This is a genomic window from Acidobacteriota bacterium, from assembly GCA_009861545.1.
Classification (GTDB): Bacteria; Acidobacteriota; Vicinamibacteria; order Vicinamibacterales; family UBA8438; genus WTFV01.
The window spans coordinates 1-12782 of record VXME01000083.1; the positions used below are offsets into that span (position 1 = coordinate 1).

Genomic DNA, 12782 nt, shown 5'->3' on the forward strand with positions numbered 1-12782 from the left:
CCCCCCCCCCCCCCCCCCCCCCCCCCCCCCCCCCCCCCCCCCCCCCCCCACCGGAGGGGTCCGGGCCACGATACCGGGCCCCTCTCCCCTGGGGACCAGACCCGAACTGGCTGCCGCCTACTCCGTCCCGCGCCAGACCGGTTCACAGCGGCTGACCGCTTCTCGACCGCCCATATCAGAACGATGAGCGATCTCCGAATCAGTCGCGTGACAATCCGCAACTTCCGTTGCGTACAGGACATCCAAGTCGACCTGGAACCGGGGACCACCTATCTCGTCGGTGAGAACAACGTCGGCAAGACGTCGATCCTGCTCGCGCTCTGGTCGGCACTCGGAAGACGGCGGCCGCTGGATGACGACCTCCGTCAGTCAGTCGATACACCCGCACCGGCGGAAGCGTCGGTCGACGTCCTGCTCGTGCCCGCGGAAGGTCAGCAGTTCTCCAACGAAATCCGGCAGCGCCTCCTGCACGTGCAGCGCGTTCCCTCCACGCGGCAGGAAGCGGTCGGTATTCGCACGTCATTCCAACCCAGTCGCGAGAGCAGCGTGCTGTCAACCCGACGGTCATTTCTTCAGCCAAACGGTGACGGCGAATGGACCCCCGCCGCCGCCCCACGCCTTCCTCCCGAACTGATGAGGCGAGTCGAAGCTCACTTCCTGGATGCATCCCGGGACCTGGTCGAGGAACTGGGAAACCGCACGAGCACCTGGGGCAGAGTTCTCGCCGATCTCCAGATCGAGCAGCACCCCGAAGAAGGCGACGGCCGTGAAGCTCTCGAGGTTGCGCTCGCTGACTTGGCCCATCGCATCCGGGACTCCAGTCCGGTCCTGTGCACGCTCCAAGACGACCTCGCCGGAATCACCGACGCCCAGGCCGGCGTCGGACGGGTCGAGGTACAACCCCTGCCTCCGCGCCTCGAAGAACTGGCCAGAACGGCGGAGGTGGTGCTTCATCAACCGGAACAGCCGGTTCTGCCGCTCCGACAGCACGGGCTCGGCAGCCGGAGTCTCGCCACGATGCTCGTCTTCCACACCCTGGCAAGGCTCCGACTCGGCGCCGACAGCGGTTTCCAGCCACACCTGCTCACGTTGCTCGAGGAACCCGAGGCGCACCTGCATCCCCAAGCCATCTTCGCGTTGCGAAGCCTCCTGGACCGGCTACCCGGACAACGCATCGTATCGACGCATTCCTCGCAACTCGTAGCGGACGCTGACCCACGGTCCGTTAGGGTCCTGCGGCGCTCGGGAGCCTCCACACGGGTTCTACTACTCTCTCCCGAGACCGCGAAACAGACGCACCAGTTTCGCCGCTACGTCGAGCGTCCTTTCGGTGAAATCATGTTCGCCAGAGCCATCGTGCTCTGTGACGGCAGCACCGAAAGGGGAGTACTTCCGATCCTGCTACACCGCCATTTCGGGAGCAATCCCGCGGGGTTCGGCATTTCCTTCGTCGATTGTGAATCGATGAACGACGCCCGGACGCAGAAAATACTGCGCGCCGCCCACGACTTGGCGCTGCCGTGGCTAGTCTTTGCCGACAACGATCGCGAGGGCCGCGACGCTCTGCGTCGAATCACGCATCCCGCGACGGGCCGGCAGCTCACCACGGATTCCGACGAAGTCGTCATGAGCGGCCAACAGCAGGTGGAGCGACTTCTGGTCGACGCCGGATATACCACCGAGATAGAGCAGGTCGCGCAGGACAACGGCATGCAGATGCCCGCTGGCGACAATCCACATCTGGATTTCCTGAGGAAGAACAAACCCTGGGCCGCCGAACAGGTCGCCGTTCAGGCGATGGAGGCCGACAAGCCGCTTCCGGAGCCCGTCCTAGCCCTGGCCCGGAAACTGCACGCCGTCCTCGGCATCACCCAAACCGAGCCGGTGGAGAAACCGTGAGTCCGCGTGTACCCCGCTCCCTCACGCCCGATCAGGAGCGCGCCATTTCGGCGACACGTCGCGAGGTGCTCGTAGTGGCGCCAGCCGGCAGCGGCAAGACCGAAGTCCTGATCCAGCGCGTGATTCGGACTCTCAAGCACAGCGCCGGCGAAGCGTTTCGGCTGCTCGTAGTGACGTTCACGGTCAAGGCGGCGGAAGAACTGAAGCAACGTGCTCGTGCAGCCGTCGCCGACGAGCTGTGGCGGGTGGACGCCGACACGATTCACGGTTTCGCGCTCGATTGGCTGAAGCGGTATGGAAGGGAGATCGGTATCGGGCCCGACGTGGTAGTGCTGAGCGACGACATCGATCGCGTGGCGGTCCTCGCGGAGTATCTCCGGTCCATCGGACTGGGCGACGACCTCGGCAGTGACGACGGATCCGGCCTGAGAAGGGTGATTGAGGCCATCGACACTCATCGAACTGGACACAATGGACAGCATCGTGCGTGCACCAGCGACTACACCCACCTCGGAGTTTCGATGCAGGAGCTTGCAGATGCCTACAGCGCCGGCCTGCAGGCCCGGGGGGCGGTCGATTTCCCGGGGATGCTGTCGAGCCTGATGGAACTGCTGGACGAGGATCCCTGGGTACTCGAGCATTTCCGCACGCTGTACCGCTGCATCCTGGTCGATGAGGGCCAGGATCTCACGCTGGTCCAATCGGCTCTCCTGCGACGGCTCGCGGGCGAGGGCATCGACCTGTTCGTCGTGGCCGACGACAGGCAGTCGATACGAGGATACGCCGGCGGTGCATTTACTCACGCGCAGGCGCTCGTGCCGTCGGCGGCCCCGGATCCATTGCACCTGCGCCACAACTTTCGCTGCGCACAGGTGATCCAGCGGGCGGCCGAGGCGATCCTGAGACCGGTCGGAGATACTCGCCACGTCGCGCTGCCGGAGAACACGCCGCCCGGTCGAGTCCGCTTCGTTCCCCTGAAGTCTCCCGAAGCGGAGGCATACTGGATAGCGGAGTGGACCAGCGGGCTGCTCAAGACAGGGCTCGATCCCGAGGTCATCGCCGACGGCGAGGATCCATCGGTCGTGCCCGAAGACGTCGCAATCGCCCTCAGAACGCGCTGGATCCTCGCCCCGATCGTCGACGCCCTGGCTGAGCGCGGCATCCGGTGCGTGGTGCAGACGGATACCTCGGTATTCCTTCCGGAACCCGAAGCGAGACTGTTCGTGGATTGCCTCGCGTTCGGGGTAAACGCGAATAATGCGCCAGCGGCTCGCAGGAGCATCGAGGAACTGCGTGACTGGACCGGCGACGACCTGTCAGGAGATCCGTTGCAGGCTCTCCGGAGCGTCCGGAATGCCTCTCTGGAATCCGTAGCTGAACTCGTCACCCGGTGTCTGCTCGGAGGGGCCGACCTCGAACAGGCGATGGAGGCGGTCGCTGAACTGGGAAAGACCCATGACTGGCCGAGAGGAGCTCGCACTCTCTCGGATGTCTGGAGGGACTATCGGACCGCATCGACAGTCCAGAGTCGGTCTCCACAGGGGTTCCTGGCGCATCTCGCCAGAACGCAAAGGACTCGCCCCACCGACCCGGGCGTACGACTGCTCACGATAGACCGTGCGAAGGGGCTGGAGTTCAAGGCGGTGGCCCTGATCGGCGTTCGTGACGGCCTGATACCGCACTACCGCGCCAACAACCCACTCGAACGCAACGAGGAACGCCGACGGCTCTACGTGGCAATGACCCGTGCGGCCCGCGAGTTGGTCATCACATGGCCGACGACGACCGTCGACAGGTACGGTAGAACGCACGAACAGTCACCGTCACCGTTTCTCGTGGAAGCGGGACTCCTGGCCAGCGTTGGCCGGACTACGTAGCGGCTTCGTACCCGGAGCGCAAGCACTCCACAGGCGCGGCCGTTACAGTATCGAGCGCCGGCCGGATGTGCGCCGATCCGCGGAGCTGCCGGCCAATGCGACGGTTCAGTTTCGAAATTGTGCTGGTCGCGGTGCTGCTGTAGCCGGTTGACGGCTGCGCCCGAGGCAGAGGAGTGGCCGTTCGGCGAAGCGGCGGGTTCGGGACGCGCCATCGGAACGCGAGCCGATCGGTTGCCGGAGCGGGGTTGCCCCCCGTGCGTGGCCATCAGTGATAGACCCGAATCGATGCCAAGAGGACCGAGGGATGAGTGGAGACCGGCCGACCCGGTCGCGTGCGCCGTGCAGGTCGCCGACCGGCGAGATTGAGGAACCTACGAGGATCCGCGTCGACCAGATCCGGCAGCGGACAAGGATCGCGTCAGCAGGCGCGGTAAGGCCCGTGCCACAGCCCTAACGGCGACGCGAGATTGCCTCGACAGCGCTAGAACGCGTTGGGGGGCGTCGTGAGTAGGGAGCTGGAGTCTCCCTGCCCCTCAGACTCAGCGCCCTTGTCGTCCCGTCCCACCAGCCCCCAGGCGTTCCCAGACTTGAAGATCGTGCCGCGCTTTTTGAGCCGGTACAGGGCGGTATGCAGATGTCCTCGCGTGATGTCGCGCTCTTGCGACAGGTATCCCCAGAGATCATCGGTCGTCATCATCCCGTCGCGCGTAATGAGCTTCAACGTGGCCGCAGGAAGCGGGACGGTAGCCGAAGCCGGGTGAAGAGAAGCCTCACGAGATGCGTCGGCCTCATCTAGGACACTGAGTGCCGCTTCAAGGCGCTGTTGCTCGTTGTCGATCTCTTGAAGTTGTCGATCCAGAGCTTCACGCCGCCGAACAAGATCGGCCCGTTTCGACTCAACAAAGCTCCTATAATCAGTCATTTGGCACCTGTTTCATTTGTGGTAAAATCAGGGGACGGATGTGGGGCCGGGTTTCCCCGACCCCTCGCCCGCGACGGGCGGCGCTCACCTCATGGGCTCCCCCTTCCGGGGCGTGACCGTCGGGGGCAACGCATCGGGTGTGACCCACCACAGATCGCCAATGCGTTGCCCCTCTCACCACGCCTGATATCAGTCTACACGCCCACATCACAGCACGCAAGCAGCGCGCCCGAAAAATATCACACCGGTCACCGGGAGGCCTGACATCACATGCCAGCTTCACGTGGCGCCTTGGGCATGAAAAGGCCGTCAGCCTGCGAAGCGCGCCGCCATCATCAACCTGCTCGTCGAGGGCCCGTCGCTACGGTCGATCAGTCGCGTCACGGGCGCGTCCATCAACCCGGCCACCAAGCTGCTCGTGGACGCGGGCGAGGCGGGCGTCGCATTCCATAACGAGATGGTCCGCAACGTCAAGGCGGACCGCGTCCAAGTCGATGAGATCTGGCAGTTCTGCTACGCCAAGGCGCACAACGTCGAGACGGCCAAGGCTGCCGCGGATGGGGCGGGCGACACGTGGACGTGTACCGCGCTGGACGCAGACTCGAAGCGGATCGTCCCGTGGCTGCTTGGCGACCGGTACGGTCACGCCGCCTACGACTTCATGACGGATCTGGCCGAGCGCCTGGCCGGCCGCGTACAGCTCACGTCAGACGGCCTGCGAGTCTACGAGGGGGCGACTACACGCAGTTGAGCAAGGTGCTCGGCAACCCGCGCAAGACTTCCGCGTGCTGGCGTCACAAGACACTGCGCTTGCCCCGGCGCAGGCGGGCAGCTCGAGCGACACGTGGCACGATGCAGAGTGCATTGTCGGCCTGATCTACGCACGAGCCCCGGAGCCGGAACCGCGCGGACCGCACAAGAAGCCCGCCAAGGCTCAGATTTCAAACTGCAACACTACCGAACCCAGGCAGCTCACGGCGCGTCGTTGGTGATGCGGTAGAGCCTCGACTGCGTTCGCAGGATGAGGCTGCCGTGCGCGATGGCCGGCGTCGCCAGCGCCATCTCGTCGAGGTCGTTCGTGCCCACTATCGAGAATTCCGAACCGGCCTCCATCACATAGGTGATCCCGTCCTCGCTCAGGGCGAAGATCTTCCCGTTGTAGGCCCACGGAGACGCGGTGAAGCCGTGGCCGGGAGCGATTCGTCGGCGGCCGTAGATCTCCTCTCCCGTGCGGGCGTCGTGACACAGCAGAAAGCCGCGGTCGAGCAGCGTGTAGTAGTAGTCGCCGTAGACCAGCGCCGACGTGCTGTAGGTGCCGAGCAGCGGTTGGTACCACGCGATGTGGTCGTTGCTCGCTTCGCCCTCGGCCAGCGAGATGTCGCCCGACGCGCCCGGCCGGATGGCGTAGACCGGCCGCGGGAAACCGCCGGGATAGCCGGAGCTCAAATACAGCAGGCCGTGGCCGGCGAACGGCGTCGGCACGACGTTGACGGTCATTCCGCCCAGCTCCCAGAGCTGGTTGCCGTCCAGGTCGTAGGAGCGGATCCTGCGGCGGCCGGTGGTCACGATCTCGGTCCGCACCTCGTTCTCCCAGACGAAGGGCGTCGACCAGTTCTCCGTCTCGTCCCGGTCGATGCGCCACACCTGCTCGCCGGTGGCGGTGTCGAAGGCGGCCAGAAACGACCGGGTGGTGTTGTCGTTGACGATGTACAGGCGCCCGTCGTGCAGCACCGGCGAAGCCGCGCTGCCGAACTCCTGCCCGCCGTTGAAGGCGCCGACCTCGGCGGTCCAGACCGTCTCGCCGCTCAGGTTGAGCGCGGCGACGAGCCCGACGGCGCCGAAGTAGACGTACACCCGCCGCCCGTCGGTGACCGGCGTCTCCGAGGCGAAGCTGTTCTTGATGTGCTTCAGCTCGGGCGGCGCCAGGGTGTCCAGCTCGCGCGCCCAGCGGATGCGGCCGGTGGCGAAGGAGACGTCGTACACCATCCAGCGATGCTCGGCCGTCGACCGCTGCTTGCCGAACTCGTCGCCCGGGTCGTACAGCCCCGGCACCGGCTGCAGCTCCTCGCCCGCGCTGATCGCCGCCGTCACGAAGACATGGTCGCCCGCCACTACCGGCGAGCTCCAGCCCAGGCCGGGAACCTCGACCGACCAGGCGACGTTCTCCGTCCTGCTCCAGGTGTCCGGCAGGGCCGGATCGTCGGCCACCGCCCCGGCGTTGAGGCCCCGAAACTGCGGCCACTCCGCCGGCGCCTGGGCCAGGACCGGCGGCCCCGTCCCGAGCACCACGAACCCCGCCGCGCCGAAAGCCACGAACGCGGCAAGCAGCCCCGCGCGCCTCCACTGTCTCATCGTCATCGCTGAGCGCCCCCTTGGAAGCCCGTGGCCAAGCGCCGCGGCGTTTTCACCACGCTCCCTCGCGACATACTACCCGGCGACGGCCTTCGGGGTGGCGGGCCGGCCTGCCGACACGCTCCGCTCCCCGCTTCCGGCGCCTGGGCGGTACCGCACAAATCCGCGCCGGCGCACCACCAAAACTGCTATCTTTAGACTTTCCGGAGGCAGAATCGTGTCGTTCTCCGAAGACACTCACGCAATGGGAGGAAAACGGTGACCAGACGCAGTCTTCACCTGGCGGTCGTGCTCTTCGCCGGCCTGGCGCTCCTGGCCGGCACGGCGGCGGCGCAGGACGACTCCTGGACGGCGCCGCGAACCGCCTTCGGCCACCCTGACCTGCAGGGGGTCTGGGCCAACAACAACGCCACGCCGCTCCAGCGGCCGGAAGTGCTGGGCGACCGCGAGTTCCTCACCGAAGAGGAAGTCGCCGCGCTGCAATCCCACGCCGAAGAGCTCTTCGCCCTCGACGGGGGCGACGCCGCCTTCGGCGACAGCGTCTTCACGGCGGCGCTGAACGCGGTGCAGAACTTCAGCTCGCGCGACACCGCCACCGGGAACTACAACCAGTTCTGGATGGTCGAGCGCGACTGGGACAACCGCACTTCCCTCGTCGTCGATCCGCCCAACGGCCGGCTGCCCGCGCGCACCGCGGCGGCCACGATGCGGGCCGAGACGGCCAGCATGAAGCGGCAGCGCCACGCCATCTGGACCGACGACCGCAGCCTCGGCGAGCGCTGCGTCAGCTTCGGCGCGCCGCGGCTCGGCGCGGGCTACAACAGCTATTACCAGCTCTTTCAGACGCCCGACCACGTGGTCATCCTGATGGAGATGGCCCACGACGCGCGGATCATCCCGCTCGACGGGCGGCCCCATCTCGATGACGGCGTCCGGCAGTGGCTCGGCGACTCGCGCGGCTACTGGGACGGCGACACCCTGGTGGTGGAGACGAAGAACTACTCGCCGTTCGCCAACTTCATGGGGGCGGCCGAGCACCTGCACATCACCGAGCGCTTCACGCGCGTGAGCGACGACGTGCTGCAGTACGAGATCACGGCCAACGACGCGACGACGTGGGAGCGGCCTTGGACGGCGATGATTCCGCTGCGCAGCAGTCCCGACGCGCTCTACGAGTACGCCTGCCACGAGGGCAACATCGGCATGGAGGGCATCCTCGCCGGCGCGCGGCACCAGGAGGCCCAGGAGGCGGAGGCCGCGGCCGCCAGCCGCTGATCCGCTGACGAACCGGCGTCTTCCGCACGGCCGCCTTCCGATCCTGCATCGGAGGGCGGCCGTTTTCTTTGCCAAGCCCTCGGGGACGGGCTGTCGGCGGCCAGGCGCGTTCGTCACGCGGCGCGGATTCCCGCCCGGTCGCATGCTATCCTGACCGATTATCAGGAGGTGGATCATGGGCACGCACGACCCGCGTCGACCCCGGACACTGCTGCTCGCGACGGTCTGCGCGGCGCTCGTCGCCGGCGCCATCGCCGTCACCCACGCGCAGTCCACGGGCAGCGCCTACACGGCGCCCCGCACGGCCTGGGGAGCGCCCGATATCCAGGGCATCTGGACCAACGCCACGCTGACCCCGATCGAGCGCCCGGCGTCGATGTCCGACCAGGACGTGCTCACGGCGGAGGAAGCCGCGGCGTTCGAGACGTCGTCGGCCGAGGCGCGCGCCGCATCCGACCGCTTCATTCCGGGCAACGTCGGCGCCTACAACCAGTTCTGGATGGACGGCGGCAAGGTAGTGACCGGCGACCGCCGGACGTCGCTCATCACCGATCCGCCCGACGGGCGCATCCCGTGGACCGAGGCGGGGCGCGAGCGCCTCGCCGCGGACTCCGCCAAGTACGGCGTCGGCCCGTTCGATTCCTGGATCGACGCCGACACCGGCGAGCGCTGCCTCACCGACGGCCTGCCGTTCGTTCCGCTGCAGGGCTACAACATGAACTACCACATTCTGCAGTCCGAGGGCTGGGTGGCCATGCTGAACGAGATGTTCCACGAGTTCCGGCTGATCCCGACCGACGGACGGTCGCACATCCCGGTGCACGTCGGACAGTGGCTCGGCGACGCACGCGGCCGGTGGGAGGGCGACACCCTCGTGGTCGAGACGACCGCCTTCGCCGACCGGAGCGCCGACCTGTGGCGGGCGACCTGGCGCGGCGCGCGTCCCGGCCTGCACCTGGTCGAGCGGTTCACGCGCGTGGACGAGCAGACGCTGGACTACGAGTTCACGATGACCGACCCCGACATGTTCACGCGGCCCTGGACGGCGCTGCTGCCCATGACCACCGACCACGAGTCGCGCGGGGTCACGTCCGGTCCCATGTACGAGTACGCCTGCCACGAAGGCAACTACGGTCTGCTGAACATCATGCGCGGCGCGCGCGCGGAGGACGCGCAGTAGTCGCTCGAGAGCGTCCGGTCGGGCATGGGCGCGACGGAGAACGCCGTTGCCGACGAAGGTGTGAACGTCGTCATCTCCGGCTCCAGGCCTGTCGGACCGCAAGGATGCGCTCCGCCGTAAAGACGTTTTCTGCCCCCGCCGGGAGGATGCCATGTGTTCGCTCAGGTTCCGCCGACGCCTCGCCGCCGTCAGTCTCGTCGTGATCGGAGCTCTGCTCTGGCAGGGCGCGGAGCGTGCCGCAGCGCAGGTGCGCCCCGACGCCCCCGGCAGTACCCCGGTGGTACGCCTCGACGAGCCGCGCATTCCGCCGCTTCCGGAAGCCGAATGGACGGCCGAGCAGCGTGCGCTCGTCGAGAAGTACGCCTCCGAGGTACGCATCGGCAACGCCTTCCGGACCATGCTGCGCGTGCCCGAGCTGGTCGAAGCGGTGATGCCGTTCGTCCTCTTCACGTCGATCGACTCGACCCTGTCGGCCCGGCACCGGGCGCTGCTGATCCTGCGGACGGCCTGGCTGACCCGGTCGAGCTACCTCTGGGCCGACCACGTGCCGACCGCCCGGGCGGCGGGCGTCATGCCGGGCGAAATCCGGCGCGTCGCCGAGGGGCCCGGCGCAACGGGGTGGGACCCGTTCGAGGCCACGCTGCTGCGGCTCGCCGACGAGCTGTACGTCAACTCGTCGGTGCGCGACGCCACCTGGGACGCGCTGGCCGCCCGCTACGACCTCTACAACCTGTTCGACGCGGTGATGGCGGTCAACGAGACGACGCTGGTCGCGATGCTCTACAACTCGTGGGGCGTGCAGCCGGACGACAACGCTTATGCGCGCTTCCCCGCCGACGTGCCGTACGCCCTCGACGTGCCGGCCCCGGAGCCGCCGCTCACCACGCCTCGCGTTGCCCCGCTCGAAGGGGAAGGCATCCGGGTGCGCCGGACGATGGGGCGCTACCCCGAGCTGCAGGCCGCGCGCAGCGGGCAGTCCGGCTACGTGAACCGGATCTCGCCGCTCACGCCCTACTTTCGCGAGCTGCTGATCCTGCGCATCGGCTGGAACTGCCAGGCCGTCTACGAGTGGGCCAAGCACGTCGGCAGCGTGGGCCGAGCGCGCGACCACGGGCTGGAGCCGGAGCGGATCGCGCTCGGCGCCGGCGCCGGCTGGGACGAGTTCGAAGCGGCGCACGTGCGCGCGGCGGACGAGATCTACCGGGACGGCATCGTCTCGCAGGAGACGTGGGACACCCTGGCCGAGCGCTACGACACGCGCGAGATGATGAGCGTCGTGATGACGGTGGCCAACTACCGCCTCGTCTCGATGTCGCTCAACGCGCTCGGCGTGCAGCCGCAGGAGACGGACGAACTGTTTCCCGACGTAGAGCTGCCCTGACCTGGAACCTGGCAGGCCGGGCTCGCATGCCGTGCAGCAGCCGCGGGCCGGGTCCGGCCAGGCCTCGACGGGACACCGGCGATGCGCACGCCGGCGCCACGATGTGGCGGTGACTACCGGCCGTGCCACGCGGCGCGGCGCGGCCAGCGCGGCCCGTCCTCGAAGAACCGGACGCCGCTGCCGATCCGGTCGTAGTCGCCGAGCTCCGCGCGGGCCTCGTCGGCGAGCGCGCTCAGCCGCTCGACGACCTCCGGATGCCGCGCCGCCACGTCGACCTGCTCGCCGATGTCGGTCTCCAGGTTGTACAGGGCCAATTCGGCGACCGGCTCCAGCAGCTCGCCGCGGAACGCGCCGCCGCGCGAGAGCAGCCACTCGGACTCGTCGCGCCCGGGACGCGGGAACACCAGCTTCCAGGGACCGCTGCGGACGGCATCCAGGCGGGTCTCCCGGTAGTAGTAGAACGCCTCGTGGGGGCTGACCGCACCCGGCTCGCCGCGCATCAGCGCCGAGATGTCCCGCCCGTCGATGAGGCGGTCGGCAGGCAGGTCCGCCCCGGCCAGCGCGATGAACGTCGGCAACAGGTCCATGTTGGTGGCGATCGCGTCCGTCTCCGTGCCGGCAGGAACGTGACCCGGCCCCCACATCACCGTCGGCACGCGGATGCCGCCCTCCCAGGTCGTCCCCTTGGCGCCGCGCAGCGGCCCGGACGATCCCGAGTGCTCCGTGATCGCGGCGGTGTAGCGCGGCAGTGAGTGGTTGCTCCAGGGTCCGTTGTCCGAGGTGTAGACGACGATGGTGTTGTGGTCGATCTCCAGCTCCCGCAGCAGATCGAGAATCTCCCCGGTGCTGGCGTCCAGCTCCTCGATGACATCGCCGTAGAGACCGCGGGCGGACCCGCCCCGAAACCGCTCGCCGGCGCCGAGAACCACGTGCGGCATGGTGTGGGCGACGTACAGGAAGAACGGCCGGTCCGCGTGGCGCCGGATGAAGGAGAGCGCCTCGTCCGTGTAGCGCCGCGTGAGATCGTCGAGCCCGGCCGACTCCTCGATACGCTCCTCGTTGCGGTGCACCCAGTGCACCTCGCCGCTGTCGTTGGCGCCGACCACCCCGAACCACTCGTCGAAGCCGCGGCGTACGGGGCTCAACTCCGGGCGCCAGCCCCGGCGCCGCTGCGTGATGTCGACCTTCCCGACCATGCCGGTCGCGTAGCCGGCCGCCTGCAGCACCGAGGGCAGCAGGATCTCCCGCTCGTGCACGTAGGGAAAGCTCCGCTTTTCGTTGCCGTACTCGCCGACCCGGATCGGATAGCTGCCCGTCAGCAGCGCCGTGCGCGACGGCCCGCACAGCACCTGGGCGTAGAAGCTGGTGAAGCGCATGCCCTCGCCCGCCATGCGATCGATGCGCGGCGTCTCGAAGTCGGTCGCGCCGAACACGCCGAGATCGCCGTAACCCTGGTCGTCGGCGAAAACGATGATGAAGTTCGGCCGCTGCGGCTGCCCGGGCACTCTCGCCGTTGCCGGCGAACCGGCGACCATGGGCGCCGCAGAACCCGAGACGCCCGCCAGCGCCCCAGCCAACAGCACGAGAAACGCGCTCACTCTCAGCTTCATCGTGTCGTCACCTTCTCCCGTCTGCCTGCCGTCGGGCCCTGATGATCGGTCGGAAGCCGCCTGACTATCGCAGGGCAAGTCACGTACACTGTAGTGCATGCTTCGGCCAGAGCCGCGTGACGATGACGCGGTGCGCGAGGCCCGGCGGCAATCATTGCTCGTCAGCCGCCGCGACTCCGAACGCGAGACGCTCGACTTCATCGAGCAGGCGATCGAAGATGGCCCGAAGCCCTCGACAACACGCTCCGTTGCTTGCTATCGCTCGACGGACCACGACGGGTAAGGA

10 protein-coding genes and 1 pseudogene are annotated in these 12782 nt (G+C 67.8%); 8 read left to right on the top strand and 3 right to left on the bottom strand.

What is annotated here, in order from left to right; genetic code table 11:
* From F4X11_13545 to F4X11_13555, 3 genes and pseudogenes are all read left to right on the top strand, one after another.
* Positions 1–68: pseudogene (locus tag F4X11_13545) on the top strand (energy transducer TonB).
* Positions 69–183: 115 nt separating this feature from the next.
* The gene (locus F4X11_13550; protein MYN66037.1) at positions 184–1899 is read left to right on the top strand and encodes an AAA family ATPase; all 1716 of its coding nucleotides are present in this window, start codon (positions 184–186) and stop codon (positions 1897–1899) included.
* Between the two features lie 170 nt (positions 1900–2069).
* On the top strand, positions 2070–3776 hold the full coding sequence (locus tag F4X11_13555) for an ATP-dependent helicase (GenBank protein ID MYN66038.1): 1707 nt from the start codon (positions 2070–2072) through the stop codon (positions 3774–3776).
* A 481-nt stretch (positions 3777–4257) separates the two neighbouring features.
* Here F4X11_13555 and F4X11_13560 read toward each other — a convergent pair whose 3' ends face one another.
* On the bottom strand, positions 4258–4698 hold the full coding sequence (locus F4X11_13560) for a hypothetical protein (protein ID MYN66039.1): 441 nt from the start codon (positions 4696–4698) through the stop codon (positions 4258–4260).
* Positions 4699–5116: 418 nt separating this feature from the next.
* On the opposite strand from F4X11_13560, the gene F4X11_13565 reads away from it, so the two are divergent.
* Complete coding sequence (locus tag F4X11_13565) at positions 5117–5449, top strand: hypothetical protein (protein ID MYN66040.1); 333 nt, start codon at positions 5117–5119, stop codon at positions 5447–5449.
* Positions 5450–5670: 221 nt separating this feature from the next.
* Here F4X11_13565 and F4X11_13570 read toward each other — a convergent pair whose 3' ends face one another.
* Positions 5671–7056 carry a PQQ-binding-like beta-propeller repeat protein gene (locus F4X11_13570; protein MYN66041.1) on the bottom strand — a complete coding sequence of 462 codons (1386 nt, stop codon included), beginning with the start codon at positions 7054–7056 and terminating at the stop codon, positions 5671–5673.
* Between the two features lie 252 nt (positions 7057–7308).
* Between F4X11_13570 and F4X11_13575 the strand changes: the two genes are divergently transcribed.
* From F4X11_13575 to F4X11_13585, 3 genes are all read left to right on the top strand, one after another.
* On the top strand, positions 7309–8325 hold the full coding sequence (locus F4X11_13575) for a hypothetical protein (GenBank protein MYN66042.1): 1017 nt from the start codon (positions 7309–7311) through the stop codon (positions 8323–8325).
* A gap of 175 nt (positions 8326–8500) precedes the next feature.
* Complete coding sequence (locus F4X11_13580) at positions 8501–9505, top strand: hypothetical protein (protein MYN66043.1); 1005 nt, start codon at positions 8501–8503, stop codon at positions 9503–9505.
* 151 nt (positions 9506–9656) lie between these two features.
* Entirely contained in the window at positions 9657–10886 is a 1230-nt protein-coding gene (locus F4X11_13585; GenBank protein ID MYN66044.1) for a carboxymuconolactone decarboxylase family protein, read from the top strand.
* A gap of 113 nt (positions 10887–10999) precedes the next feature.
* On the opposite strand, the gene F4X11_13590 is transcribed toward F4X11_13585, so the two are convergent.
* Positions 11000–12697: a sulfatase gene (locus tag F4X11_13590; GenBank protein MYN66045.1), complete on the bottom strand. Its 1698-nt coding sequence runs from the start codon at positions 12695–12697 to the stop codon at positions 11000–11002.
* Here F4X11_13590 and F4X11_13595 point away from each other — a divergent pair.
* A complete protein-coding gene (locus tag F4X11_13595) occupies positions 12594–12779 on the top strand; it encodes a DUF3018 family protein (protein MYN66046.1) in 186 nt (61 codons plus the stop codon). The two genes, F4X11_13590 and F4X11_13595, sit on opposite strands and share 104 nt — an antisense overlap.
* Positions 12780–12782: the final 3 nt, after the last annotated feature.